Source organism: Kitasatospora sp. NPDC093806 (assembly GCF_040683335.1).
GTDB lineage: Bacteria > Actinomycetota > Actinomycetes > Streptomycetales > Streptomycetaceae > Kitasatospora.
Genome location: NZ_JBFBDO010000005.1, coordinates 113,879 through 140,157 on the forward strand (window position 1 = coordinate 113,879; position 26,279 = coordinate 140,157).

The following is a 26,279-nucleotide window of genomic DNA, read 5'->3' on the forward strand; positions in this document are numbered from 1 at the left end:
GGGCTGCGACGCGGCCGTGGTCCGGCGGCCAGGAGGCTGCCTCCTCGTGAGGTGCTCCCGCCCCGTGGGCGGTGGGGTGGCCTGGTTCGCGCTGGGGCACCGGAGGCGGCCGTGATCGGGTGGGGGCTGCGACGCGGCCGTGGTCCGGCGGCCAGGAGGATCCCCGCGATGTACTCCCACCGGGTGGACGACGGCGTGGGCCGGTCCGTGCCGGGGCGGCGGGTGCGCCCCGTGGTGTGCTGAACGTGCCGGTGGCCCGGCCCCACGACGGGGAGCCGGGCCACCGGCATGTCCGGGTGCGGGACGTCAGGCGCTCGCGGCGCCCTTGCGGCGGCGCAGCACGACGAGCGTGCCGACACCGGCGGCCAGCACCGCGCCGCCGGCCACCGCGATGGCGGTGGTGTTGTCGCCGCCACCGGTGGTGGCCAGGTTGCTGCCGCCGGACGGGCGGTTGGCGGCCTTGGCCTTGGCCGCGGCGACCGCCTCGGCGGTCGGCTTGGGCAGCTTGGCGGCCGCCTGCTCGAAGGTCTTGGCGTCGGGGAGGCTGACCTGCGCGGCACCGCCGGTGCTGCCGGTGCCGGCCGTCGTGCCGCCACCGGCGGGCGCGGTGGTGGCGCTGGTGGCGGTCGCCGACGGGGAGGCGGACGCGCTGGCGGTGGCGGTGGCCGACGGCGAGGCGGACGCGGTGGCGCTGGCCGACGGGGACGCGGTGGCGCTGGAGGTGGCGCTCGGCGAGGCCGTCGCCGTCGTCGTCGGAGTCGCACTGGCCGTGGTGCTGGCGGTGGCCGACGGCGTCCCGCTCGGCGTGGCCGTGGCCGTGGCCGTGGCGGTGGCCGTGGCCGTGGCGGTGCTCGTGGCCGTCGCGGTCGCCGAAGCGGTGGCGGACGCCGAAGCCGTCGCCGTGGCCGAAGCCGTGGCCGACGCCGACGGGCTCGCCGTCCCCTCGCCGGCCCCGACGATGGCGAACTCACCCTTGCCGCTGAAGGCCCAGCTCGGGCCCTCGGCCGGGTCCTCGTCCGGGTCGTCGAAGAACATCGACAGCTGGGCCGCCGCGCTGTCCGCGACCGCGTCGCCGGTCAGCGCCAGCTTGAGCTGGAGGGTGAGCGACTCGCCCTTCGGCAGGTAGAGCAGTCCGCCCAGGTCGAGCACCGGGACGCGCAGCCCGATCTGCGACGGCGTGGCGTCGCGCCACGCGTGCGTGTCGACGTCCTGGAACTGGAGCTTGATCTGACCGACGGCCAGCTTCTCCTGCTTGGAGCCGAACACCATCATCGGCTCGATGATCATGTCGCGCCCGGAGGTGTTGCTGACCTCGGCGCTGAAGGCGACGGCCGGGGCGCCGGCGACGACGCGGGCCGGGAAGTTCTTGAACGTCAGCACCGGCGGCGCCTGCGGGCCGACGGCGGCCTGCGCGGCGGCGAGGACGCCGGTGCCGGCGGCGGGGGCGGCCAGGGCGGCCGGGGCGGCCGCGATGACGGAGGCCGAGGCCAGGGCGGCGACGGCGGGTATCGCGAGACCGCGACGGAGCTTCATCGGTGTGACCTCACGGGAGGTATGCCGGGCCGTCGGGCAGCCCGGGCGCAGCTCCGGACCGGTGCCCGAACGGGGCGGGTCCTTCGATCCGGAAGGGTTTCAGGAACAGGACCGTAGCGGCCGCCCGGGAGCCTCCCGAGCGCGGGTCCCCGTCCTCCGGCGGGGGCGGGTCGGCAAAGTCGATCACACCGGGACAGACCGGGCCCGGCGCGGGCGCGGTCGGGGATGTGGCACGGTAGCGGGGGCGCCCGAAGGACGGTGCGCCGTCGTCCGGACCGAAGGGCTTGATTCGCGCATGGGCTCGCACGCCTCTCTCACCGTCGCCACCCCCGAGCGGATGGGCCGGCTCGGCCGGGAGCTGGCCGCGCTGCTGCGGCCGGGGGACCTGGTGCTGCTCTCCGGCGAGCTGGGGGCGGGGAAGACCACGCTGACCCGGGGACTGGGGGAGGGGCTCGGGGTGCGCGGGGCGGTCACCTCGCCGACCTTCGTGATCGCCCGGGTGCACCCGTCGCTGGTCGGCGGTCCGGCGCTGGTGCACGTCGACGCGTACCGGCTGGGCGGGGACCTGGACGAGATGGAGGACCTCGACCTGGACGTCTCGCTGCCCGAGTCGGTGGTGGTGGTCGAGTGGGGCGAGGGCAAGGTCGAGCGGCTCTCGGAGGACCGGCTGGAGGTCCGGATCGAGCGGGCGATCGGCGCCGGGGCGGACGCGGACGACCTGGACCCGCGCCAGGTGGGGCTGACCGGGATCGGCGGCCGCTGGGACGGCGTGGACCTGTCCGCGCTGGCCTGACGCCGGCGGCTCCGGGCCCGTGTCACGGTTTGCCGACAGTCCGTCGGGAAGATGTTGCGGTCGGGGTCCCGGGCGTGGTGGGATGGGTGCTGAGGTTAGGTCTGCCTAACTAGGGAGGCGCCATGCCGAGCACCACGCCCGCCCCGGAGCGCGCGCCGCGCGGGACCGGGACCGAGGAGCCCGCCCGTCGTGCCGCGGGGGAGCCGATGCGGGCCCTGCTGGCCGCCTGTGCCGCGGCGGAGGCGGTCTCCACGCCGCCGGAGCGCCGCTCGGTCGCAGCCGCGGCCGGGGACGCGGCCGAGCCCGGGACTCCCGACGCGCCCGCGGGTGGCGGAGCGCACGGGACCCGCCGCGCGGCGTAAGCCGGAGCAGGCCCGCGCAGGCCCGAACGGGCCCGAACAAGCCCGAACGGGCCCGAGGGCGCCCGGTCAGGCGATCACGACCACCTTGGTGCCGTTGGGCGCGAAGTCCCAGAGCAGCTGGCTGTCCGCCCGGCTGCTGCGGATGCCGCCCGTCTTGTTGGTCTTCGGGTCGGCGGTCGCGCCGGCCGACGGGCCGCCGCCGATCGCGGTGCTCGCGGTCGAGGTCGGCGTCGGGGCCGCGGCCGGGGTGCCGGTGGCGCCGTCGACGGCCGCGCTGAAGCCGAACACCACGCCGTTCTGCTGCGCGAACCGCACCACGTGCTCGATCTGCTTGCCGTCGGTGCCCGTGCCGGACGGGGTCCGGCTGTACACCGGGTAGCTGCCGGGGGCCGGCTCGACCGTGCCCGGGGTGACCTGGAACGCGGCCACCACCTGCGGGTTCTTCTTCGGGTCGACCAGCCAGACGTAGTGCGTGCTCACCGAGTAGACGACCCGCAGCCCGGTGCCCGCGCCCGTGGTGGGCAGGGCCGGGACGGTCGGCGTGGGGGTGGCGGTCGGGGTGGCCGAGGCGGCCGGCCCGGTGGACGAGGCGGAGGTGCTCGTGCTCGGGTTCGCGGCGACCGCGCGGTCCTGCGCGCCGTTGGCCTGGAAGGCCAGCAGGCTCACCACCGCCAGGGCCCCCAGGGTCAGCCCCGTGACCACCACTCCAGGACCCATCTTCGCCACGTGTGCTCCCACCGCCGTCCCAAAACCGTCGGCCCCATCGTGCCAGGTCCGTCCGTCCGGTCCGCATCCTGCCGGACGTGTGTTCCGGAGTGGAGCGGGTTTTCGATCGGGCGGAGCAGATCCGGCCGCCGGCCTCCGGTGAGCCGGTGCGGGACCGGTGCGGGACCGGGCCCGGACCGTCCACCCGCCGACCGGTCTAACCTTGACCCGTGCTGCTGCTCGCGTTCGACACCGCTACCCCCGCCGTCACCGCCGCCGTCCACGACGGCACGGCCGTCCTCGCGCAGACCGACCAGGTCGACGCCAGGCGCCACGGCGAACTGCTGCTGCCCGCCATCGACCAGGTGCTGCGCGCGGCCGGTGTGGACAAGCACCGGCTGACCGACATCGCGGTGGGCGTCGGCCCCGGCCCGTACACCGGCCTGCGGGTCGGCCTGGTCACCGCCGCCGCGCTCGGCCACGCGCTCGGCCTGCCGGTGCACGGCGTCTGCACGCTGGACGCGCTGGCCCACCAGGCCCGGGCCGAGGGCCTGGCCGGCGAACCGTTCACGGTGGCCACCGACGCGCGCCGCAAGGAGGTCTACTGGGCCTCCTACGACGCCGAGGGCCGCCGGACCGAGGGCCCGTCCGTGGACCGCCCGGCCGAGCTGACCCCGCAGGCGCGGTCGGTCGGCGCCGGCGCGCTGCTCTACCCGGACGCCTTCCCCGGCGCGCACGGCCCCGAGCACGTCTCGGCCGGCGCGCTCGCCGACTTCGCCGCCGCCGAGCTGGCCGCCGGCCGGGCGCTGCTGCCGAACGCCCCGCTGTACCTGCGCCGCCCGGACGCCCAGGTGCCGGCCGGCTACAAGGCGGTGCTCCCGGCGTGACCGGCCCGAGCACCACCGGCCCGGCGAGTGCCACTGCCACCGCCACCGGTCCGGCCGGCACCGGCGCCACCCGGACCGCGGCCCCGGCCTTCACCCTGCGCCCGATGCGCTGGTGGGACATCGCCCCGGTGCTGGCCCTGGAGCTGGAGCTGTTCCCCGAGGACGCCTGGTCCGCCGGGATGTTCTGGTCCGAGCTGGCCGAGGCCCACCCCGGCGGCACCCGCCACTACACCGTCGCGGTCACCCCGGACGGCGCGCTCGCCGGCTACGCGGGGCTGATGGCGGTGGCCGGCGAGGGCGACGTGCAGACCATCGCCGTCGACGGCCGGCACCAGGGCGCCGGCCTCGGCTCGGCGCTGCTCACCGACCTGGTCGGCGAGGCCGCCCGGCGCGACTGCGCGGACCTGCTGCTGGAGGTGCGGGTGGACAACGAGCGCGCCCAGCGGCTGTACGAGCGCTTCGGCTTCGAGCCGGTCGGCATCCGGCGCGGCTACTACCAGCCCGCCAACGTCGACGCGCTGGTGATGCGCCTCGACCTGACCGCCGCCCGCGCCGCCGCCCCGGCCGCCCCCGCCCCCGCCGCCCCCGAAGACCTGGACGAACCCGCGGACGACCCGCGACCGGACGTGAAGAAGGACACCCGCCATGGCTGACGAACCGCTCGTCCTCGGCATCGAGACCTCCTGCGACGAGACCGGCGTCGGCATCGTGCGCGGCACCACGCTGCTCGCCGACGCGGTGGCCTCCAGCGTCAACGACCACGCCCGGTTCGGCGGCGTCGTCCCCGAGATCGCCAGCCGCGCGCACCTGGAGGCGATGGTCCCGACCATCCAGCGCGCCCTGGACACCGCCGGCGTCAAGGCCAGCGACCTGGACGGCATCGCCGTCACCGCCGGCCCCGGCCTGGCCGGCGCGCTGCTGGTCGGCGTGAGCGCCGCCAAGGCGTACGCGTGGGCGCTGGACAAGCCGCTGTACGGGGTCAACCACCTCGCCTCGCACATCTGCGTGGACCAGCTGGAGCACGGCCGGCTGCCGTCCCCGACGATGGCCCTGCTGGTCTCCGGCGGGCACTCCTCGCTGCTGCTGAGCGAGGACATCACCACCGACGTCCGCCCGCTCGGCGCGACCATCGACGACGCGGCCGGCGAGGCCTTCGACAAGGTGGCCCGGGTGCTCGGCCTGGGCTTCCCGGGCGGCCCGGTGGTGGACCGCAAGGCCCGCGAGGGCGACCCGAAGGCGATCGCCTTCCCGCGTGGCCTGACCGGCCCCAAGGACCCGGAGTACGACTTCTCCTTCTCCGGCCTGAAGACCGCGGTCGCCCGCTGGGTGGAGGCCAAGCGCCGGGCCGGCGAGGAGGTGCCGATCGCGGACGTCGCGGCGTCCTTCCAGGAGGCGGTCACCGACGTGCTGACCCGCAAGGCGGTCAAGGCCTGCAAGGACAACGGCGTCGACCACCTGATGATCGGCGGCGGCGTCGCGGCCAACTCGCGGCTGCGCGAGATGGCCCAGCAGCGCTGCGACAAGGCGGGCATCCGGCTGCGGGTGCCGCGTCCGGGCCTGTGCACCGACAACGGCGCGATGGTCGCCGCGCTCGGCTCCGAGATGGTCTGGCGCGACCGCGCGCCGTCCTCCCTCGACCTGTCGGCGGACTCCTCGCTGCCGGTCACCGAGACCCACGTCCCGGCTGCCACGATCGTGCACGGCGACTTCCACGGCCAGGCCTACCAGGCGCTGACCGGGCAGCAGCGGTGACCACCACCGCCGCGATGTGGGAGGCCCGGGCGGCCGACGGCCGGGGTGCCGAGCTGGCCGCCTGGGTCCGGGCGGACGCGCTGCCGGCGCTGCGCGGCTCGGCCGGGCTGGTCCGCACCGAGCTGTTCGCCGCCCCCGGCGAGCGCGTGCTGCTGATCACCTGGTGGACCGGCGAGCCGATGCCGGTGCCCGAGCCGCCCGCCGGGCTGCTGGGCCGTCCGGCCCACCGCTGGTCGTTCACCAGCGAGCATGTGGAGTAGTCCCGGGTAGCCGTTCGCACGCCCGAGCGGGAACCGAACGCCTGACCGTTACCGTGCTAGCGAGAGAGATCGCTGGACGGGACCGGGGAGCGCGGCGCGGTGGACAGGCACGGGCGGAGCAGGACGACGACGTACGCGGTGGGGGCGCTGGCCCTGCTGGCCGCGGTCACCGGGTGCGGCAGCGACGGCGGGAGCACCGCCGCGCCCGCCGCCCCGACCGGCCGGGGCACCGCCTCGGCCGCCGCCCCGGCCACGCCGTCCGGCCCGCCGCAGCAGTCCGCCCCGCCGTCGCCGGGGGCCGCCCCGGCCGCGGGGGACGCGGCCGCCTGGGCGAAGTGGCACCTGACGCCGCTGCCGGCCGCGCCGCCGGCCCCCGCCGACAAGCCGGTGAAGCTCCAGCGGACCGGGCCGGTCCCGGTGTTCAGCGAGGTGAAGACCAACGACAAGGTGGTCTTCGTCACCATCGACGACGGCGCCGAGAAGGACCCGAAGTTCGTCGAGATGCTGACCGACCTCAAGGTGCCGGTCTCGATGTTCCTGACCCGCGACATCGTCAAGGACAACTACGGCTACTTCAAGCAGCTCCAGGCGCTCGGCAACCACGTCCACAACCACACCGTGGACCACGCCCAGATGAGCAAGGTGGCGCCGGAGAAGCAGAAGTCCGAGATCTGCGACGCCCAGTCCGCGCTCACCCAGCAGTACGGCACCGCGCCGCTGCTGTTCCGCCCGCCGTACGGGGACGGCGCCAACACCCCGGCGCTGAACTCCTCGGTGCAGCAGTGCGGGCCGCGCGCGATCGTGCTGTGGCGCGAGTCGATGCAGATCCACGACATGCAGTACCAGGCAGCGGACAAGAAGCTGCGGCCCGGCGACATCGTGCTCGCCCACTTCCGGGGCCCGAAGGACCTCAAGGGCGAGACGATGACGCAGATGTTCGGGGAGCTGCTGGCCCGGATCCAGGAGCAGGGCTTCGCGGTGGCCCGGCTGGAGGACTACATCGAGGCGCCGGCCGCCTGACCGGACGCCACCTGAGCGCCCGCCTCCCGGACGGCCGCGGCCGGTCCGGTCACCGGCTGGCCGAGCATCATCAGCGGGCCGTGGTCGGTGCGGCTGAGGATCACCGTGACCGTGTTCGGGCCGGTGGGCTTCAGCTGACGGCGCAGCTCCTCCGGGGTGATCGCCATCCCGCGCTTCTTGATCACCACCGTGCCGACGCCCCGCTCGCGCAGCAGCGCCTTCAGCTTCTTGATGTGGAACGGCAGCACGTCGGTCAGCTCGAAGGCGTGCGCGTACGGGGTGTCGACCAACTCGTCCGAGGTCAGATAGGCGATCTTCGGGTCGATCAGCCGCCCGTTCACCTGCCCGGCGACCTCGGCGACCAGGTGGGCGCGGATCACCGCGCCGTCCGGCTCGTACAGGTAGCGGCCGACCGGGCCGGCCGGCGGGTCGGGCAGGTCGCCGCCGGCCAGGCTGGCCCGCTGCGGCAGCAGGGTGGCCCGGTGCGGGCTCCGCGCGCCGGTGCCGAACCAGAGCACGGCCTCCTTGACGTCGCCGTGGTCGGAGACCCACTCCGCCTCCGCGTCGGCCGGCACCGCCTCGTGCGGGATGCCCGGCGCCACCTTGAGCGCGCCGATCCGGGTCCGCCGGCCGGCCTCGATCGCCCAGGACAGCGGCGGCGCGTACGCCTCGGGGTCGAAGACCCGCCCGCGCGAGGTGCGCCGGGCCGGGTCGGTGAACACCGCGTCGCAGCCGCTGACGTCGACGTCGGCGACGTCCGCGCAGCGCACCTCGACCAGCTCGGCCACGCCCAGCGCGGCCGCGTTGGCGGCGAGGGCGGCGCAGGCGGCCGGGTCCCGGTCGACCGCGAGCACCTCGATGCCGGCCCGGGCCAGCGCCAGGACGTCGCCGCCGATCCCGCAGCAGAGGTCGGCCAGCCGCCGCACGCCGAGCCCGGCGAACCGCTCCGCCCGCCACTCGGCGACGCTGCGCCGGGTGGACTGCTCGACGCCGTTGGGCGTGAAGTACATCAGGTCGGCGTCCGCGCCGAACTTGGCCCGGGCCCGCTGCCGCAGCCGGGCCTGCCCGAAGGCGGCCGACACCAGCTCGGCGGGGTGCTCCTTGCGCAGCCGGGTGGCCAGCGCCAGCTCCTCCCCGGGCGCGAAGTCCCGCAGCTCGGCGAGCAGCTCCTGGCCCCGCCCGGTCAACAGGTCCCGCAGATCGTCGTTCTCCACCCGCCCATTCTCCCCGCTCGGCCGGGCCCGGCCGAGCGGGCCGACCGGAACCGCCAGGGCGCGTCGTTGGCACTCTGGTTGACTGAGTGCTAACCGCGGCCTATGGTCGTCACTAGCACTCCCCACCAGGGGAGTGCTAACGCGAAGACGTGTGCCTGACCCCCGCGACGGCAGGCTCGCAGGTTCGCCACCTACCCGTTAGAAAACCCCGTAATCTCCGAAGGGGAGCTCGGACGTGACCACCAGCAGCAAGGTTGCCATCAAGCCGCTCGAGGACCGCATCGTGGTCCAGCCGCTCGACGCCGAGACCACCACGGCCTCCGGCCTGGTTATCCCGGACACCGCCAAGGAGAAGCCCCAGGAGGGCGTCGTCCTGGCCGTCGGCCCGGGCCGCTTCGAGGACGGCCAGCGTCTGCCGCTCGACGTCGCCGTGGGTGACATCGTCCTGTACTCGAAGTACGGCGGCACCGAGGTGAAGTACCAGGGCGAGGAGTACCTGGTGCTCTCCGCCCGCGACGTTCTCGCGATCATCGAGAAGTAAGACGTTCCAGCCCGCCCCGGATCCGTGTCCCAAGTGACAGGGGCCCGGGGCGTGGTTGTTGGTTCACGTAGTCCGGCGGCCGCCGCGACGGCCGCAGCCCCGAGGGAATAGGGAACATGGCGAAGATCCTGCAGTTCGACGAGGACGCCCGCCGCTCGCTGGAGCGCGGTGTCAACAAGCTGGCCGACACCGTCAAGGTGACCATCGGCCCCAAGGGCCGCAACGTCGTCATCGACAAGAAGTTCGGCGCCCCGACCATCACCAACGACGGCGTCACCATCGCCCGTGAGGTCGAGCTCGACGACCCGTACGAGAACCTTGGCGCGCAGCTCGTCAAGGAGGTCGCCACCAAGACCAACGACGTCGCGGGTGACGGCACCACCACCGCCACCGTGCTGGCCCAGGCCCTGGTCAACGAGGGTCTGCGCAACGTCGCCGCCGGCGCCGGCCCGGCCGCTCTGAAGAAGGGCATCGACAAGGCCGTCGCCGCCGTCTCCGAGCACCTGCTCTCGGTCGCCCGCGAGATCGAGGGCAAGGACGACGTCGCCGCCGTCGCGACCCTCTCCGCCCAGGACGCCCAGGTCGGCGAGCTGATCGCCGAGGCGATCGACAAGGTCGGCAAGGACGGTGTCATCACCGTCGAGGAGTCGAACACCTTCGGCGTGGAGCTGGACTTCACCGAGGGCATGCAGTTCGACAAGGGCTACCTGTCGCCGTACTTCGTCACCGACGCGGAGCGTCAGGAGGCGGTCCTCGAGGACCCGTACATCCTGATCAACCAGGGCAAGATCTCCTCCATCCAGGAGCTGCTGCCGCTGCTGGAGAAGATCCTGCAGGGCGGCACCTCCCGCCCGCTGCTGATCATCGCCGAGGACGTCGACGGCGAGGCGCTGTCCACCCTCGTGGTCAACAAGATCCGCGGCACCTTCAACGCGGTGGCCGTCAAGGCCCCCGGCTTCGGCGACCGCCGCAAGGCGATCCTGGGCGACCTGGCCACCCTGACCGGCGGCACCGTGATCTCCGAGGAGGTCGGCCTCAAGCTCGACCAGGCCGGTCTGGACGTGCTGGGCTCCGCCCGCCGCGTGACCATCACCAAGGACGAGACCACGGTCGTCGACGGTGCCGGTGACGCCGAGGCCGTGGCCGGCCGCGTCGCCCAGATCAAGGGCGAGATCGCCAACACCGACTCGGACTGGGACCGCGAGAAGCTGCAGGAGCGCCTGGCCAAGCTGGCCGGCGGCGTCTGCGTCATCCGCGTCGGTGCCGCCACCGAGGTGGAGCTGAAGGAGCGCAAGCACCGCCTGGAGGACGCCATCTCGGCGACCCGTGCCGCGGTCGAGGAGGGCATCGTCGCCGGCGGTGGCGCCTCCCTGGTCCACGCCGCCAAGGTGCTGGACGGCGGCCTGGGCCTGTCGGGTGACGAGGCCACCGGTGTCGCGGTCGTCCGCAAGGCGCTGCACGAGCCGCTGCGCTGGATCGCCCAGAACGCCGGCCTGGAGGGCTACGTCATCACCTCCAAGGTCGCCGACCTGGAGCTCGGCCAGGGCTACAACGCCGCCACCGGCGAGTACGGCGACCTGGTGAAGGCCGGCGTCATCGACCCGGTCAAGGTCACCCGCTCCGCCCTGGAGAACGCCGCCTCGATCGCCTCCCTGCTGCTCACCACCGAGACCCTCGTGGTGGAGAAGAAGGAAGAGGAGGCCGACAACGGCCACTCGCACGGCGGCCACGGCCACTCGCACTGAGGCCGGTAGCGCTCGACCGGAGGCCCGGTCCGCACCCCGTCAGGGGAGGCGGGCCGGGCCTCCGGCGTTGCTCCACCCTTCAACTATCAGTTGAATTTTGCGCGTTGCAAAGATTCTCTTATATCTTTGGGGCATGATCGAGGCCCGCCACCTGCGCGTCCTGCGTGCCGTCGCCCGCACCGGCTCCTTCTCCGCGGCCGCCCGCGAGCTGGGCTGTACGCAGCCCGCCATCAGCCAGCAGATGAAGGCCCTGGAGAAGTCCGTCGACACCCCGCTGGTGGTCCGTTCGGGTCGCGGGATGCAGCTGAGCGAGGCCGGACGGGTGCTGCTCAAGCATGCCACCGGGATCCTCGCCGGGCTCTCCGCCGCCGAGGAGGAGGTGGCGGCGATCGCCGGACTGCGGGCCGGACGGGTCCGTCTGGTCTCCTTCCCGACCGCGAGTTCCACTCTGGTGCCGCCCGCCGTCGCCCGGCTGCGGGACAGCCATCCGGGGGTGCGCGTGTCGCTGGTCGAGGCCGAACCGCCGGAGTCGCTGGCGATGCTGCGCGGCGGCGAGTGCGAGGTCGCGCTCGCCTTCCGCTACCCGCAGGCCCCCGGGACGACCGGTGCGCCGGCGCCCGCGCCCGCGCACGGGACGCCGCGGGAGGCCCGGGCCGAGGCCAACCTGGAGGCCCAGCAGCTGAGCGCGGGCGCCGACTGGTCCGATCTGGTGGTCACCCCGCTGCTGGACGACCCGCTGGTCGGCCTGCTGCCCGCCGGGCACCGGCTGGCCGGGCGCGGTGGGCCGGTGCGGCTGGCCGAGCTGGCGCAGGAGCAGTGGATCGCCGGCTGCCCGCAGTGCCGGGGGCACCTGGTGGAGCTCTGCGCGGGCGCCGGCTTCGAGCCGCGGATCGACTTCGCGACCGACGACTACCCGGCGGTGGTCGGGCTGGTGGCCGCCGGCCTGGGGGTCGCGGTGCTGCCCGGGCTGGCGCTGGCCTCGGTGCGCCCGGACGGGGTGGCGACGGTGGCGGTGCACGCCGCCTCGGGGGCGCCGGCGGTGCGGCAGGTGGTCGCGCTGACCCTGCCGGACCTCGCCGAGGTGCCGGCCGTGGCGCTGATGCTGGAGCGGCTGGCGGGGGCGGCCGCCGACCGCTGACCGTCGGCCGTCGGCCGTTGACCACCGACCGCTGACCGCCGGTCGGGGGACGGACACGCCTCAGCCCGAGGAGAAACGTTTCTCCCCGGTGGGCGCCATCGGACGGGCTACTGCTGGGCGATGCTCGGCGCGGTGAGCGGCACCTCGACCAGGCGGTGCCGGGAGCGGCCCATCATCTCCTCGCGCTCGTCCTCGGTCAGTCCGCCCCAGACGCCGTACGGCTCGCGGACCGCCAGGGCGTGCGCGGCGCACTCGGTGCGCACCGGGCAGCGCATGCAGACCTCCTTGGCGCTCGCCTCGCGCGAACTGCGCGCCGCGCCGCGCTCCCCCTCGGGGTGGAAGAAGAGCGAGCTGTCCACGCCGCGGCAGGCCGCGGAGAGCTGCCAGTCCCACAGATCCGCGTTGGGGCCGGGGAGGCGGGAGAAATCTGCCATGGCTCATTCCCTTCAGAGGTCGTCGACCGCGGGCCGATCGCCAGCGGGGGTTGTGCTGGGCGGCCCGGCGGGGCGTCCGGCGCCGGTGTGGACACCTGGAAATATGACTTACGGCAACTCCATGGACAAGTCACCCACAGACTGGCACAACAGTCAATGACCATACAAAAGCTCTAAAAACGGGCAAAGTGGGCATGCCTGGCGGGTAGGCGATCGCCCGGCGCGGACGTGGCAATCGGGTGGCCGACGGGCGCACGCGGCCTCGCACCGGCGTGCGGGTCGTACGCCGACCGCGCGCGAGCTGCGCAAAAGTGCGGCGTGTGCACCGCGATGCGGCTGATCGGTAACGGGTCGGCCACGTACAGTGGTGGAGATGGCCCTGAAGGCCGTAACTCATTCGAGTGACGGTCGTTGGAAGTGCGGAGGCGGTTAGCGGGTGCCGGACGTCGGGAACGATCGCGGGGAATCTCAGGCGATCAGCACGGACTCCGTCGCCGATCGGCCGTGTCGGAGAGGTTCGTACCAGCCAGGAGGCTCAACGTGACGCGGATCAGCTGCGGAGGACGACGGTCATGACTTCCGTTCTCGTTTGCGACGATTCCCCGCTCGCCCGCGAGGCGCTTCGCCGCGCCGTCGCGACCGTACCCGGTGTCGATCGGGTCACCACCGCGACGAACGGGGAGGAGGTCCTCCGCCGCTGGGTGGCCGACCGCTCCGATCTCGTCCTGATGGACGTCCGGATGCCCGGCCTCGGCGGGGTGGAGACGGTCCGGCGGCTGCTGTCCGCCGACCCCGGCGCCCGGATCATCATGCTCACCGTCGCCGAGGACCTCGACGGCGTCGCCCTCGCGGTCGCCGCGGGTGCGCGCGGGTACCTGCACAAGGACGCCTCGCGCGCCGAACTGCGGGCCACCGTCACCCAGGCGCTCGCCGACCCGACCTGGCGGCTCGCGCCGCGCCGGCTGCGCAGCCCCGACATGGGGGCCGCGCCGACCTTGACGGCGCGTGAGATCCAGGTGCTCGAAGGCATGAGCCACGGCCGCAGCAACGCCGAGATCGGCCGCGAGCTGTTCCTCTCCGAGGACACCGTCAAGACCCATGCCCGGCGCCTGTTCAAGAAGCTCGGCGCCTCGGACCGCGCGCACGCGGTGGCCCTGGGCTTCCGCTGGGGTCTGGTCCGCTGACCGCCGGCGGCGCCGCCGGTTCCGGCACGCTGTTCGCGATTCCCCGTGCGGAGGCGTGTGACGTTACGGTCCCGAGGTTGCACCATGGAGGAGTGGAGCACCTCGGGGACCAGCGGACAGGAACTGCGGCGAACCACGCAGCCGCAGGAGACTCGGCGGACGGCGCGACGGACGGGACCGTCCGGGGCGGCGGAGCGGGAGGCGGGACGGTGCAGGAGGGGCGGGTGGTGCGTGCCGGTGCGGCACCGCATAACGTTCCGGTGCACAACTCCGGACGCGGTGCCGCGTTTTCCCGCGCGACCAGGCACCATGGACCGATGCGCGACGACGTGACCGGGGCTCCCGGCGAGGCGGACCCGGTGGAGGCCGAGCCCTCCGCGCCAGGTCCCGACCCGGCGTACGCGGACACGGCCGGGGGTCCGGGCGCGCTCGGCGAGCTGGTCGCGGCCGCCGTCCGCGGCGAGGGCCCGGCGATCGACGCGCTGCTCGCCCACGTCCACCCGCTCGCCCTGCGGTACTGCCGGGGCCGGCTGGTGCGGCTGCCCGGCGGCGCCCGGCACCACGTGGACGACATCGCGCAGGAGGTCTGCGTCGCGGTGCTCTGCGCGCTGCCCCGGTACAAGGACCAGGGCCGCCCGTTCGAGGCCTTCGTCTACGGGATCGCCGCGCACAAGATCGCCGACCTGCAGCGGGCCGCCATGCGCGGGCCCGGCTCGACCGTGGTCGCCCAGGACGACCTGCCCGAGGTGCCGGACGAGGCGCTCGGCCCGGAGGAGCGGGCGCTGCTCAGCAGCGACGCGGCCTGGGCCAAGGAGCTGCTCTCCAACCTGCCGGCCCGCCAGCGCGAGCTGGTGCTGCTGCGGGTGGCCGCCGGGCTCTCGGCGGAGGAGACCGGCGAGGTGCTCGGGATGTCGCCGGGGGCCGTCCGGGTCGCCCAGCACCGGGCGCTCAGCCGGCTGCGGGCGCTCGCCGAGGAGTCCTCCTAGCGCTCGCCCGGCACCCTGCGGCGCCCGGCCGGCGGCCGGCCCGGGGCCGCCGTGGTGTCCGTCCGGTGCCCGTCGTGGCGTTCGCCACCCGCCGGAATGAGCTGGGGGTGACGGGTGTTGTCAAGGGCACACGAGGACCCATTCGCGGTGCCAGTACCATGGGGTATCGGCGCCTGGGCGGGTCGCCAAAGTTTCGACGGTGTGAACGGGGTTCCCTTGGAGGATCCTCCGAACGGCACCGGGCTTTCGGCGTCCGAACGAGTGGGCTGATGACAGCGCCCACCGTCAGGGCGTGTGCGGATTAGGCCGGCCACGGAAGGTACCCCCGAAATGTCTTACAACGCCGCAGGCGTACCCGAGAAATTCGCGATGCTCGGGCTCACGTACGACGACGTCCTGCTGCTGCCCGGGGCGTCCGAGGTCCTGCCGAACCAGGTCGACACGTCCTCGCGGGTCTCCCGGAACGTGCGCGTCAACATCCCGCTGCTCTCCGCCGCGATGGACAAGGTCACCGAGTCGCGGATGGCGATCGCGATGGCCCGTCAGGGCGGCGTCGGCGTCCTGCACCGCAACCTCTCGGTCGAGGACCAGGTCAACCAGGTCGACCTGGTGAAGCGCTCCGAGTCCGGCATGGTCACCGACCCGATCACGGTCGGCCCGGACACCACCCTCGCCGAGGCCGACGCGCTCTGCGCCAAGTTCCGGATCTCCGGCGTGCCGATCGCCGACGAGAGCGGCAAGCTGCTCGGCATCGTCACCAACCGCGACATGGCCTTCGAGTCGGACCGCACCCGCCGGGTCCGCGAGATCATGACCCCGATGCCGCTGATCACCGGCAAGGTCGGCATCTCCGGCGTCGACGCGATGGCGCTGCTGCGCCGCCACAAGATCGAGAAGCTGCCGCTGGTCGACGACGAGGGCCGGATCAAGGGCCTCATCACCGTCAAGGACTTCGTCAAGGCCGAGCAGTACCCGAACGCCGCCAAGGACTCCGAGGGCCGCCTGCTGGTCGGCGCCGCCGTCGGCGCCAGCGCCGAGGCCTTCGATCGCGCCCAGGCCCTGGTCGAGGCCGGCGTGGACTTCCTGGTCGTCGACACCTCGCACGGCCACAGCCACAACGCGCTGGCCTGGATCTCGAAGATCAAGGCGGCCGTCAAGGTCGACGTGGTCGGCGGCAACGTCGCCACCCGCGACGGCGCCCAGGCGCTGATCGACGCCGGCGTGGACGGCGTCAAGGTCGGCGTCGGCCCCGGCTCGATCTGCACCACCCGCGTGGTCGCCGGCATCGGCGTCCCGCAGGTCACCGCGATCTACGAGGCCGCGCTCGCCTGTCAGGCGGCCGGCGTGCCGGTCATCGGCGACGGCGGCCTGCAGTACTCCGGTGACATCGGCAAGGCGCTCGCCGCCGGCGCCGACACCGTGATGCTCGGCTCGCTGCTGGCCGGCTGCGAGGAGTCCCCGGGCGAGCTGCTGTTCATCAACGGCAAGCAGTACAAGTCCTACCGCGGCATGGGCTCGCTGGGCGCCATGCAGTCCCGCGGCCAGGCCAAGTCCTTCTCCAAGGACCGCTACTTCCAGGGCGAGGTCACCTCCGACGAGAAGCTCATCGCCGAGGGCATCGAGGGCCAGGTCCCCTACCGCGGCCCGCTGTCCGCGGTGCTCTTCCAGCTGGTCGGCGGCCTGCGCCAGACCATGGGCTACGTCGGCGCCGCCACCGTCGCCGAGATGGAGAGCAAGGGCCGGTTCGTCCGGATCACCTCGGCGGGCCTCAAGGAGAGCCACCCGCACGACATCCAGATGACCGTCGAGGCGCCGAACTACAGCTCCCGCTGACACCGCGCAGGTGAGAGGGGCCCGCACCCGCGGGCCCCTTCCGCGTGTCCGGGGGGCGGGCGGCGCCGTGCGACCCCGGACGGGTTTGGGATACTGGGGGGCGGCCGGGGTGACCCGGCCGGCATGAGCAATACCACCAGAAGGGCTCGAAGTGACTGAGATCGAGATCGGGCGAGGCAAGCGCGGCCGCCGGGCGTACTCCTTCGACGACATCGCCGTCGTCCCCAGCCGCCGGACGCGTGACCCGAAGGAGGTCTCGATCGCCTGGCAGATCGACGCCTACCGGTTCGAGCTGCCGTTCCTGGCCGCGCCCATGGACAGCGTGGTCTCCCCGCAGCAGGCCATCGCCATCGGCCGCCTCGGCGGCCTCGGGGTGCTGAACCTCGAAGGCCTCTGGACCCGCTACGAGGACCCGCAGCCGCTGCTCGACGAGATCGCCTCGATCACCGACGAGGCCGCCGCCACCCGCCGCCTGCAGGAGATCTACTCCGCGCCGATCAAGGCCGAGCTGATCAAGCAGCGGATCCAGGAGGTCCGCGACTCCGGCGTGGTCACCGCCGCCGCGCTCTCCCCGCAGCGCACCGCCGAGTTCTCCAAGGCCGTCGTGGACGCCGGCGTCGACGTCTTCGTCATCCGCGGCACCACCGTCTCCGCCGAGCACGTCTCCGGCGCCGCCGAGCCGCTCAACCTGAAGCAGTTCATCTACGAGCTGGACGTCCCGGTCATCGTCGGCGGCTGCGCCACCTACACCGCCGCGCTGCACCTGATGCGCACCGGTGCGGCCGGCGTGCTGGTCGGCTTCGGCGGCGGCGCCGCCCACACCACCCGCAACGTGCTCGGCATCCAGGTCCCGATGGCCACCGCCGTCGCCGACGTGGCCGCCGCCCGCCGCGACTACATGGACGAGTCCGGCGGCCGCTACGTGCACGTCATCGCGGACGGCGGCGTCGGCTACAGCGGCGACATCCCGAAGGCGGTCGCCTGCGGCGCCGACGCGGTGATGATCGGCGCGGCGCTGGCCCGGGCCACCGACGCGCCCGGCAAGGGCTACCACTGGGGCATGGAGGCCGTCCACGAGGAGCTGCCGCGCGGCAAGCGGGTCGACCTCGGCACCGTCGGCTCCACCGAGGAGATCCTCACCGGCCCGTCGCACACCCCGGACGGCACCATGAACCTGTTCGGCGCGCTGCGCCGGGCGATGGCGACCACCGGGTACACCGAGCTCAAGGAGTTCCAGCGGGTCGAGGTCACGGTCAACTCCGCGCGCTGAGCCCGCTGAGTCGCCCGGTCCGGCCGTGCCGGCCCGTTCACGAGGCCCCCGTCCGTTCGCGGCGGGGGCCTCGTGCCGTTCCGGCCGTGGCTACTGGCGGGTGGCGGCGCGGCGGGTGAGCAGGAAGCCGCCGATCACGGCGATCCCGTAGAAGACCAGGTCCAGCGGCCGGCGGTCGGCGCGCCAGAGCGGCAGGGCGTCGCGCAGCAGCGCGCCGTACCCGGTGCCGGCCAGCTCGTGCAGCCGGCGGGTCTGGCCGATCAGCTGGCCGAGGAAGAGCGCGCCCGCCGCCAGCAGCGCGCCCAGCGGCGGCAGCAGCCGGCCCGGGCCGCCGAGCCGGCCGAGCGGCCAGGCGACCGCGGCGGCCGGGGCGATCGCCAGCCAGCCGACGGTCGCCGCCGCGCGGGTCGGCGCGCAGCCGAGCGCCAGGCCGCCGGCCAGCATCGCGAGGACGGCGATCGCCACCGCGCGGCCGGTGCGCTGTGACTCGCCCGCTCGCCTCCGGGCCCTCCTGACCCGGCGCCGACGGTCGGCGGGCACGGCGCCACCTCCTCCGTCGGCGGCTTGGCCCTTCTCCCTTTCGGCACCGGCGGGCCCTTCGGCTCGGGGCGGTGACTCGCCCGCTCGCCTCCGGGCCCTCCTGACCCGGCGCCGACGGTCGGCGGGCCCGGCGTCACCTCCTCCGTCGGCGGCTTGGCCCTTCTCCCTTTCGGCACCGGCGGGCCCTTCGGCTCGGGGCGGGAGCGGTTCGGCGGGTCGGTAACCGGCCACCGGGGCGCCGGGCATGCCCGGGGCCACATAGCCCTCGGGGGCCTTCGGTTCCGGTACGACCGAGAAGTGCGGGGCCGTGGGCGGTCGGCCCGACTGGCCGTCAGCGCCCGGTGCGGGTGCGGTCATGGACGTCGAAATCCCCCCGGAAAGACGGTGAGCTGCCGAACGGTAGCAGTGGGCGGAGCTGGGCGGACAGAGTTTTCGATCACAGATCGGGCACGGAGCGCCGTGCCGGGCCGGGGTCCGTGTCAGGGTGGCCGGGGGCCGGGTGGTCGGGGGCCCGCGGGACAGGGGATGATGGAGGCTTGGGCGTTCGGGCCCGACGCCGGTCCGACACGCCGTCATCACGACCGCCAGCAGCACATGGGGGAACGTTCCGAATGACCCAGGCGCAGGGTTCTTCCACCACCGGCCGCCTCCTGGCCGGACGCTACCGGCTGGACGCGGTGCTCGGGCGCGGCGGCATGGGCACCGTGTGGCGCGCCGAGGACGAGATGCTGGGCCGGACCGTCGCGGTCAAGGAACTGCGGATGAACGCCAGCGTGGACGAGGACGAGAAGCACCGGCTGATCGTCCGCACCCTGCGCGAGGCCAAGGCGACCGCCCGGATCCGGCACGGCTCGGCGGTCACCGTCTTCGACGTGGTCGAGGAGGACGACCGGCCGTGGATCGTCATGGAGCTGGTCGAGTCCCGCTCGCTGGCCGACGTGATCCGCGAGGACGGCCCGCTGGCCCCGGCCCGGGCCGCCGAGATCGCGCTCGACGTGCTCGGCGTGCTGACCGCCGCGCACGCGCTCGGCATCCTGCACCGCGACGTCAAGCCGTCCAACGTGCTGATCGGCGAGGACGGCCGGGTGGTGCTCACCGACTTCGGCATCGCCAGCGTCGAGGGCGACCCCTCGGTGACCTCCACCGGCATGCTGGTCGGCGCGCCCTCCTACATATCCCCGGAGCGCGCCCAGGGGCAGAAGCCCGGGCCGCCGGCCGACCTCTGGTCGCTGGGCGGCACGCTGTACGCGATGGTCGAGGGGCGGCCGCCGTACGACCGGGGCTCGGCGCTGGCCACCCTGACGGCGGTGATGACCGAGGACTTCACCACGCCGGAGAACGCCGGGCCGCTGCTGCCGGTGATCGACGGGCTGCTGGCCAAGGACCCGGCCAAGCGGCTGACCGCCTCGCAGGCCAGGTCGATGCTCAAGCGGGTGGCGGCCGAGGCGACCGCGCGGGCCGAGTCGACCACCGAGCACGCGGTGCCGGTGGCGGGCGACGGCGACGGCGATGGCGCCGGAGCGGGGACGGCGGCGAAGGCGGAGCCGGCCGGGGCGGCCGAGGAGCGGCCGGACGCGAAGCCGGAGCGGAAGCCGGCGGTCGGCGGGCTGCTCGGGACCGTCCGGGTGGGCAGCCGGGCCAAGGACGCCGACGGCGGGGAGCGGTCCGCGGAGCCGGCCGCTCCGGCGCCCGGCGAGCCGTCGGCGGGGCCGTCCGCGGCGCCGGAGACCGAGGCGGCCCGGCCGGTGACCAGTGAGTGGACGCTGGGCGCGACCCAGGCGGCCGGGGCGAACCCGCACACCGGCCGGCGGCGGCTGGCCGTCGCCACGGTGGTGGTGGTGCTGCTGCTGATCGCGGGCGTGGTCGCGCTGATCCAGGCCTTCGGCGACTCCGGCAAGGGGTCGGCCGAGGGCGCGCCGGGCACCTCCTCGGTCGCGGCGAGCGCCGAGGTCCCGTCCGGCGGTACCACGCCGGTGACGGCCTCGGAGAGCTCCGCCCCGGCGGCGGAGACCGCGGCGCCCGCGCCCGCCCCGACGCCTTCCGCGACGCCGAGTGCCGTGGCGACGCCCACGCCGACGCCGACTCCTACGCCGACCCCGACGGCGAGCGGGGCCGCCGTGCCGGCCGGGTACCACGAGTACAAGGACCCGAGCGGCTTCTCGATCGTGCTGCCCGACTGGCTGCAGCTGTCGAGCTCGGAGTCGATCCGGCGGACCTTCAAGGGCGGCAACAGCACCCTGCGGATCGAGTGGACGACCACCCCGGGTCCGAACGCGCTCGCCGACTGGCAGGCGTCCGAGCCGGGGCTGCGCGGGCAGGTCAGCAACTACCAGCGGGTGCAGCTGCAGTCCGTCGCCTACCGGGAGTGGAGCAACGCGGCCGACTGGGAGTGGACCAACGGCACCCCGCGGATGCACTCGCTGAACCGGGGCTTCGTCACCGGCTCCCCGGCCAAGTACGGCTACGCGATCTACTGGACGACGCCGGACGCCGACTGGGCCGCCCCGCAGAACGCCCAGGCCCGCCAGACCTCCTTCGATACCTTCAGCCCCGCGCCGTAATCGCGGCGGGGCGGCTCGGGGCGGGGCGGGGCGGGGCGGACCGGTGCCGTAGCCGGTGTCGGCCACGGCACCGGATGGTCGTCAGCCGATCAGGCGCTGTTTGGCGCGGGTGAATTCCTCGTCGGTGAGCGCTCCGGCGGTGCGCAGGGCGGCGAGCCGCTCCAGCTGGTCGAGCAGCTCGGCGCCGGAGGAGGCGATCGGGGCGGCGGCGGGAGCCGCCGGGGCGGCGAGTGCCTTCTGCTCGGCGTTGCGGGCCAGTCGGGCGGCGGCGCGGACCTGCTCGGCGAATATCTCGGCCTTGACCACGTCCTCGTAGCGGTGCGAGCCGGTCAGCGCCACCACCAGCAGGATCTCGCCGTTGATCCGGGACTTGCTGACGGTCGCGTCGGTGACCGCCGAGAGCGGAACCGGGACCGGGGGCTTGCCGTCCTTGAGGAAGAGCAGCCGGTGGGTGGTCAGGACCAGGACGCCCTTGCGGAAGTGGTCGGGGTGGCGTCCGGCCGTGGAGGCGACCGGCTTCTCGTCGGGCGCGACGTTCGCCTCGACGGTGCGAAGAGTCGCGGCCCGGGTGTCACTGCTGCTGTTGCCGGCCACGTCGAAGGCCGCGTCGATCAGATCGGTCCAGTCCATGGACCGAGGGTAATCCGAGGCTCTCGGGCGATGCTCCCCAAGGTTGACTAGGGTGGGTGGTGAGCGGGGAGAGGAACACGCATGCGAGCGGGCCCGGGGCAGGTGCTGGCGGGGCGTTACCGGCTGACGGGCCGTCCGGAGGCGTTGAACGCGCTCGCCGTGGACGAACGGAGCGGTGACGCGGTCCGGTTGCGCGCGCTGGAGCTGCCCGCGCTGCTGACCGGCGGTCAGGAGCCGGACGCGCCGGTGCCGGCGCAGGGCGAGTGGCTGGTGCGCCGGGTGGCGGAGGTGGGTGCGGCCGCGCCGCGGCATCCCCGACTGCTGCAGGGGGCGGGGGCGTTCGTCGAGGGCGACCTGCTGTGGACCGTCGAGGAGCGGCCGGCCGGGGTGCCGCTGGCCGCGCTGCTGGCGGAGGGGCCGCTGCCGCCGTACCGGGCCGCGGAGATCGCGGCGGACCTCGCCGGGGCGCTGCGGGCGCTGCACGAGGCGGGGCTGGCGCACGGGAACCCGACCGCCGAGTCGGTGCTGGTCTGCGAGGACGGCGCGGCGCTGCTGGGCGGGCTGCTGCCCGGGGTGGCGCAGGAGGCGCTGGCCGAGGAGCTGGGCGGCCCGGGCGGGCGGCGCCGGTACGAGGTGCGGGCCACCCTGGTCGGGCCGGTGGCCGAGCGCTGGCCGTTGGACGGCGGTCCGGCCGGCGACTGCTGGGCGCTGGGGGTGCTGCTGCACCGGATGGTGACGGGTCGTTCGCCGTACCCGGAGGGCGGTGTGCCGGAGCTGGTGACGGCGGTGCGGGACGGCCGGCGGGTGCCGGCGGAGGCGTGCGGGCCGCTGGGGCCGCTGGTGGAGCGGCTGTTGCAGCCGGATCCGGCGCGGCGGCCGACGGCGGCGGAGATCCGGGGGGAGCTGGCGGAGTTGCTGGCGGCCGCGCCGGAGCCGGTGGACGGGGAGCGGGTGGCGCGGGTGCCGGAGCCGCGGGCCGAGGGCCCGGTCGCCCCGAAGGCGCGGCGGTCGAAGGGCGGCGGTGGCGCGGGGCGTTCGCGGCCGGCGGCGGAGTCCGGGCCCCGGCGGCGGCCGCTGGTGCCGCCGGCGCTGCTCGGTCCGCTGCTGGTCGGCGGGGTGTTCCTGTTGCTGGTGGCCGGGGTGACGGCCGTGGTGCTGTTCGCAGGCTGACGGGGCGGGTCGGTCCCCGGTCGCCGGTCCGGGGGGTGGGCGAGATTACCGGGGCGGGGGCGGGACGCCTAATGTGTCCGTGGGATTTGTTCGATTCAGTGGTCCGCACCGTGTGGTCTGCACCGGGCCCTCCGTCGTGGTGACGGCAGGTGGATGAGGGGGAGCGGTCGCGGATGGGCGTGCAGGACCGGCCGGAGTCGGCCGAGACGGAGCGGCTGCTGGCCGGTCGCTACGAGCTGGGCGAGCGGCTGGGCCGGGGCGGGATGGGCACGGTCTGGCGGGCCCGGGACCGGATGCTGGACCGCGAGGTCGCGGTCAAGGAGCTGACCGTCAACCACCTCCCCGAGGAGGACCTGCAGATCCTGCACGCCCGGATGAAGCGGGAGGCCGCCGCGGCCGCCCGGATCAAGCACCCCGGCGTGATCACCGTGCACGACGTGCTGGAGCAGGACGGCCGGCCGTGGATCGTCATGGAGCTGGTCGACGGCCGTTCGCTGGCCGACGTGATCAGCCAGGACGGCACGCTGCCGCCGCGCGCCGCCGCCGAGGTGGGCGGCCAGGTGCTGGCCGCGCTGCACCGGGGCCACCAGCTGGGCGTGCTGCACCGGGACGTGAAGCCGGCCAACGTGCTGCTGGAGCACGGCACCGGGCGGGCGGTGCTGCTGGACTTCGGCATCGCGACGTACGAGGGCTCGGCCGAGCTGACCCGGCCGGGCGACCTGGTCGGTTCGCCGGACTACCTGGCGCCGGAGCGGGCGCAGGGCGAGCGGCCGGGACCGGCCTCCGACCTGTGGGGGCTCGGCGCGACGCTGTACGCGGCGGTGGAGGGCGACTCGCCGTTCCGCCGCACCTCGCCGCTGACCACGCTGGCCGCGGTGGTCGGCGATCCGCTGCCGGAGCCGCGCCGGGCCGGTCCGCTGGGGCCGGTGCTGGCCGCGCTGATGGCCAAGGACCCGGCCGAGCGGCCGACCGCGGACGAGGCGGCCCGGATGCTGGCCGAGGTGGAGGCCGGGCACACCATCGGGCTGAAGCCGGTCGAGCCGGTGCGGATGCCGACCCAGTCGGTGCCGGTGGTGGACCGGGTGGCCGAGTCCGGGGAGCCGGCCGAGGAGCCTGTCGCGGAGGGCGGTCCGGCGGCGGTCACGGTGCCGCGTCCGGCGGAGCCCGCGGCGGCGGAGGCCGTGCCGCCGGGGCCCCCGGCGCCGTTCGAGGGGGCGCCCTTCGGTCCGGGCGCGCCGGGGGCGTACTCCGAAACGCCCGCGCGCGGGCCGGCCAGGCGCCGGGTCGTGCTGCAGGTGGTCGCGGTCGTGCTCGCGCTGGCCGCGCTGGCCGCCGGGGTGACCTTCCTGATGACCCGGCACGGCGGCGGCGTCCCGGAGGTGGCCCAGCCGCAGCCGACCGTCGTCGAGCCGCTGCCCACCGAGCCCGGCACCGAGGCGACACCCGCGCCCAACGGCTACCGCTGGGTGGACGATCCGGCGGGCTTCCGCTTCCCGCTGCCGGTGGCCGACCCGCCCTGGCAGCGCTCCACCGACGACGCCAACCAGATCTACTACAGCCCCGACAAGCCCGACAAGCGGGTGCACTACCTGCAGTTCGCGGTCACCGTCGGCCAGTCGGTCAAGCCGCTGGACCACCTGCGGCAGATGGAGTCCACCGTCTCCAAGCGCAAGGAGTACCGCCAGCACAAGCTCACCAGCGTCGCCGTGAACGGGCACGACGCGGCGGTCTGGGAGTTCAGCTACGCGGCCAAGGAGGGCGGCCGGCGCCGGGCCATCGAGGCCGAGTTCATCGACGACGACGGCACCGCGTACGCGATCTACGTGTCCGGCCCGGACAACGAGAAGGACTGGCCGGAGGGCGAGCGGCGGTTCACCACCGTGCTCAACCACTTCATCCCGACCCGCTGACACCGCCGCCCGGCCCGTCGGGCGCCCGGCCCGGGACCGGCCGGGCGGTTTCTTGTTACCGACGGGTACCGGACTGGCCGCCGAGGGCCTAGGCTGCGCCCTATGACGGACCTCACAGCAGCTGCCACGGCCACCGAACCCGCCGGCGCCGGCTCGCCGGGCCGCAACCCGGCCGCGCCCGGCGGCGGACGCACCGTCGCCGCGGCGGTCCCGCCGGCCCTGGTCGCCCGGCTCGCCGCCGGGATCACCGCCACCGGCGAGCCCAGCGTGGTGGACACCGTCGCCCCGCTGACCGGCGAACGGCTGGCCGGCCTGCCGCAGTCCACCCCGGCCGACGTCGAGGTCGCCTTCGAGCTGGCCCGCCGCGTCCAGCCGGCCTGGGCCGCGCTGCCGGTGCGCCGCCGCGCCGCCGTCCTGCTGCGCTTCCACGACCTGCTGATCAAGCGGCAGGACGAGGCGCTCGACCTGATCCAGGCGGAGACCGGCAAGGCCCGGCTGCACGCCTTCGAGGAGGTCCTCGCCGTCGCGCTGGCCGCCCGGCACTACGGCCGCGCCGCCCACGGCTACCTGCGCGACAAGCGGCACGGCGGCGCCCTGCCGGTGCTCACCCAGGCGATCGAGGCCCGCCGCCCCAAGGGCGTGATCGGCCACATCTCGCCCTGGAACTACCCGCTGGAGCTGTCCGTCGGCGACGCCCTGCCCGCCTTCGTGGCCGGCAACGCGGTGGTCAACAAGCCGGACACGCAGACCGCGCTGACCGCGCTCTGGGCCCGCGAGCTGCTGATCGAGGCCGGGCTGCCCGCCGACCTGTGGCAGGTGGTGGTCGGCGACGGCCCGGTGATCGGTCCGGCCGTGGTCGAGCACGCCGACTACGTCTCGTTCACCGGCTCCACCCGCACCGGCCGCGACGTCGCCCAGCGCGCCGCCGCCCGGCTGGTCGGCGCCTCGCTCGAACTCGGCGGCAAGAACGCCATGCTGGTGCTGGCCGACGCCGACCTCGACCGGGCCGCCGAGTGCGCCGTCCGGGCCTGCTTCTCCTCGGCCGGCCAGCTCTGCATCTCGATCGAGCGGCTGCTGGTGCACCGCTCGGTGGCCGACGAGTTCCTCGCCAAGTTCGCCGCCCGGACCCGCGCGCTGCGGCTCGGCGGCGGCCTCGCCTACGGCGCGGACATGGGCTCGCTGGTCTCCGCCCGGCAGCTGGAGACCACCAGCCGGCACGTCGAGGAGGCGGTCAAGGCCGGCGCCACCGTGCTGGCCGGCGGGCGGGCCCGGCCGGACCTCGGCCCGTACTTCTTCGAGCCGACCATCCTGGACGGCGTCACCCCGGAGATGTCGGTCTGCGGCGAGGAGACCTTCGGCCCGGTGGTCTCGGTCTACCGCTTCGACACCGAGGGCGAGGCGGTCACCGCCGCCAACTCCACCCCGTACGGCCTCAACTCCAGCGTCTGGACCAGGGACGGGCGGCGCGGACGGGCGATCGCGGCCCGGCTGCGCACCGGCACGGTCAACGTCAACGAGGCGTACGGCGCGGCCTACGGCTCGGTCGGCTCGCCGATGGGCGGCATGGGCGAGTCCGGGCTCGGCCGGCGGCACGGCGCCGAGGGCATCCTGCGGTTCACCGAGGCGCAGACCATCGCGAGCCAGCGGCTGGTGCCGATCGCGCCCGCGTTCGGCCTGGACGACAAGCAGTTCGCGGCGGTGTTCAGCGGCGGGCTGCGGGTGCTGAAGGCGCTCCGGTTCAAGTAGCCGTCCGGGCCGGGTCGGCCGTCCGGGTCACAGCAGGTCAGAGCGGGTCAGAGCGGGTCTTCGTG

General features: G+C 74.6%; 24 protein-coding genes. 18 read left to right on the forward strand and 6 right to left on the reverse strand.

The genetic code is table 11. The features are described from left to right. Positions 1–306: 306 nt before the first annotated feature. The gene (locus AB0N76_RS05780) at positions 307–1,533 is read right to left on the reverse strand and encodes an LPXTG cell wall anchor domain-containing protein (protein WP_363553507.1); all 1,227 of its coding nucleotides are present in this window, start codon (positions 1,531–1,533) and stop codon (positions 307–309) included. 295 nt (positions 1,534–1,828) lie between these two features. On the opposite strand from AB0N76_RS05780, the gene tsaE reads away from it, so the two are divergent. After that, the gene (gene tsaE, locus AB0N76_RS05785; protein WP_363553509.1) at positions 1,829–2,326 is read left to right on the forward strand and encodes a tRNA (adenosine(37)-N6)-threonylcarbamoyltransferase complex ATPase subunit type 1 TsaE; all 498 of its coding nucleotides are present in this window, start codon (positions 1,829–1,831) and stop codon (positions 2,324–2,326) included. A gap of 122 nt (positions 2,327–2,448) precedes the next feature. Beyond that, positions 2,449–2,688, forward strand: coding sequence for a hypothetical protein (locus AB0N76_RS05790; protein ID WP_363553511.1), 240 nt, complete (start codon positions 2,449–2,451; stop codon positions 2,686–2,688). Between the two features lie 66 nt (positions 2,689–2,754). Here the strand turns inward: AB0N76_RS05790 and AB0N76_RS05795 are convergent, their stop codons facing one another. Continuing rightward, positions 2,755–3,405 carry a hypothetical protein gene (locus AB0N76_RS05795; protein WP_363553595.1) on the reverse strand — a complete coding sequence of 217 codons (651 nt, stop codon included), beginning with the start codon at positions 3,403–3,405 and terminating at the stop codon, positions 2,755–2,757. A gap of 218 nt (positions 3,406–3,623) precedes the next feature. Between AB0N76_RS05795 and tsaB the strand changes: the two genes are divergently transcribed. The 5 genes from tsaB to AB0N76_RS05820 all read left to right on the forward strand — a co-directional run bounded on the left by tsaB (position 3,624) and on the right by AB0N76_RS05820 (position 7,312). Further along, complete coding sequence (tsaB, locus tag AB0N76_RS05800; RefSeq protein WP_363553513.1) at positions 3,624–4,280, forward strand: tRNA (adenosine(37)-N6)-threonylcarbamoyltransferase complex dimerization subunit type 1 TsaB; 657 nt, start codon at positions 3,624–3,626, stop codon at positions 4,278–4,280. Between the two features lie 104 nt (positions 4,281–4,384). Then, positions 4,385–4,933, forward strand: a complete 549-nt coding sequence (gene rimI, locus AB0N76_RS05805) for a ribosomal protein S18-alanine N-acetyltransferase (protein WP_363553597.1) — start codon at positions 4,385–4,387, stop codon at positions 4,931–4,933. Further along, entirely contained in the window at positions 4,926–6,032 is a 1,107-nt protein-coding gene (gene tsaD / locus AB0N76_RS05810) for a tRNA (adenosine(37)-N6)-threonylcarbamoyltransferase complex transferase subunit TsaD (RefSeq protein WP_363553515.1), read from the forward strand. Before rimI ends, tsaD begins: the two co-directional genes overlap by 8 nt. Before the next feature lie 14 nt (positions 6,033–6,046). Next, entirely contained in the window at positions 6,047–6,292 is a 246-nt protein-coding gene (locus AB0N76_RS05815) for a hypothetical protein (RefSeq protein ID WP_363553599.1), read from the forward strand. A 99-nt stretch (positions 6,293–6,391) separates the two neighbouring features. Beyond that, positions 6,392–7,312: a polysaccharide deacetylase family protein gene (locus AB0N76_RS05820; protein ID WP_363553517.1), complete on the forward strand. Its 921-nt coding sequence runs from the start codon at positions 6,392–6,394 to the stop codon at positions 7,310–7,312. Here the strand turns inward: AB0N76_RS05820 and AB0N76_RS05825 are convergent. Next, positions 7,288–8,526, reverse strand: a complete 1,239-nt coding sequence (locus tag AB0N76_RS05825) for a class I SAM-dependent methyltransferase (protein ID WP_363553519.1) — start codon at positions 8,524–8,526, stop codon at positions 7,288–7,290. The genes AB0N76_RS05820 and AB0N76_RS05825 overlap by 25 nt on opposite strands. 235 nt (positions 8,527–8,761) lie before the next feature. Here AB0N76_RS05825 and groES point away from each other — a divergent pair, with 235 nt between their 5' ends. The 3 genes from groES to AB0N76_RS05840 all read left to right on the forward strand — a co-directional run bounded on the left by groES (position 8,762) and on the right by AB0N76_RS05840 (position 11,950). After that, on the forward strand, positions 8,762–9,067 hold the full coding sequence (groES, locus tag AB0N76_RS05830; protein ID WP_014136232.1) for a co-chaperone GroES: 306 nt from the start codon (positions 8,762–8,764) through the stop codon (positions 9,065–9,067). Between the two features lie 116 nt (positions 9,068–9,183). Then, entirely contained in the window at positions 9,184–10,812 is a 1,629-nt protein-coding gene (gene groL / locus AB0N76_RS05835; RefSeq protein WP_363553521.1) for a chaperonin GroEL, read from the forward strand. A 133-nt stretch (positions 10,813–10,945) separates the two neighbouring features. Further along, positions 10,946–11,950, forward strand: coding sequence for a LysR family transcriptional regulator (locus AB0N76_RS05840; RefSeq protein ID WP_363553523.1), 1,005 nt, complete (start codon positions 10,946–10,948; stop codon positions 11,948–11,950). Positions 11,951–12,057: 107 nt separating this feature from the next. Here the strand turns inward: AB0N76_RS05840 and AB0N76_RS05845 are convergent, their stop codons facing one another. Next, complete coding sequence (locus AB0N76_RS05845) at positions 12,058–12,384, reverse strand: WhiB family transcriptional regulator (RefSeq protein WP_363553525.1); 327 nt, start codon at positions 12,382–12,384, stop codon at positions 12,058–12,060. A gap of 572 nt (positions 12,385–12,956) precedes the next feature. Between AB0N76_RS05845 and AB0N76_RS05850 the strand changes: the two genes are divergently transcribed. The 4 genes from AB0N76_RS05850 (at position 12,957) to AB0N76_RS05865 (ending at position 17,657) form a co-directional block, all read left to right on the forward strand. Then, a complete protein-coding gene (locus tag AB0N76_RS05850) occupies positions 12,957–13,568 on the forward strand; it encodes a response regulator transcription factor (protein ID WP_014136228.1) in 612 nt (203 codons plus the stop codon). A gap of 317 nt (positions 13,569–13,885) precedes the next feature. Next, positions 13,886–14,554 (forward strand): RNA polymerase sigma factor ShbA, encoded by a 669-nt coding sequence (shbA, locus tag AB0N76_RS05855; RefSeq protein ID WP_363553527.1) that lies wholly within the window; start codon positions 13,886–13,888, stop codon positions 14,552–14,554. 330 nt (positions 14,555–14,884) lie between these two features. Then, a complete protein-coding gene (gene guaB / locus AB0N76_RS05860) occupies positions 14,885–16,387 on the forward strand; it encodes an IMP dehydrogenase (protein ID WP_363553529.1) in 1,503 nt (500 codons plus the stop codon). A gap of 151 nt (positions 16,388–16,538) precedes the next feature. Then, a complete protein-coding gene (locus tag AB0N76_RS05865; RefSeq protein ID WP_363553531.1) occupies positions 16,539–17,657 on the forward strand; it encodes a GuaB3 family IMP dehydrogenase-related protein in 1,119 nt (372 codons plus the stop codon). A 90-nt stretch (positions 17,658–17,747) separates the two neighbouring features. On the opposite strand, the gene AB0N76_RS05870 is transcribed toward AB0N76_RS05865, so the two are convergent. Then, positions 17,748–18,122: a hypothetical protein gene (locus AB0N76_RS05870; protein ID WP_363553533.1), complete on the reverse strand. Its 375-nt coding sequence runs from the start codon at positions 18,120–18,122 to the stop codon at positions 17,748–17,750. A 686-nt stretch (positions 18,123–18,808) separates the two neighbouring features. Between AB0N76_RS05870 and AB0N76_RS05875 the strand changes: the two genes are divergently transcribed. Continuing rightward, a complete protein-coding gene (locus AB0N76_RS05875) occupies positions 18,809–20,758 on the forward strand; it encodes a serine/threonine-protein kinase (RefSeq protein ID WP_363553535.1) in 1,950 nt (649 codons plus the stop codon). A gap of 81 nt (positions 20,759–20,839) precedes the next feature. Here the strand turns inward: AB0N76_RS05875 and AB0N76_RS05880 are convergent, their stop codons facing one another. After that, complete coding sequence (locus tag AB0N76_RS05880) at positions 20,840–21,388, reverse strand: SHOCT domain-containing protein (RefSeq protein ID WP_363553537.1); 549 nt, start codon at positions 21,386–21,388, stop codon at positions 20,840–20,842. A gap of 81 nt (positions 21,389–21,469) precedes the next feature. Between AB0N76_RS05880 and AB0N76_RS05885 the strand changes: the two genes are divergently transcribed. The 3 genes from AB0N76_RS05885 (at position 21,470) to AB0N76_RS05895 (ending at position 26,214) form a co-directional block, all read left to right on the forward strand. Beyond that, positions 21,470–22,558 (forward strand): protein kinase, encoded by a 1,089-nt coding sequence (locus AB0N76_RS05885; RefSeq protein ID WP_363553539.1) that lies wholly within the window; start codon positions 21,470–21,472, stop codon positions 22,556–22,558. 173 nt (positions 22,559–22,731) lie between these two features. Beyond that, entirely contained in the window at positions 22,732–24,468 is a 1,737-nt protein-coding gene (locus AB0N76_RS05890) for a serine/threonine-protein kinase (protein ID WP_363553541.1), read from the forward strand. A gap of 102 nt (positions 24,469–24,570) precedes the next feature. Next, positions 24,571–26,214, forward strand: a complete 1,644-nt coding sequence (locus tag AB0N76_RS05895; protein WP_363553543.1) for a succinic semialdehyde dehydrogenase — start codon at positions 24,571–24,573, stop codon at positions 26,212–26,214. The last annotated feature ends 65 nt before the right edge of the window (positions 26,215–26,279 follow it).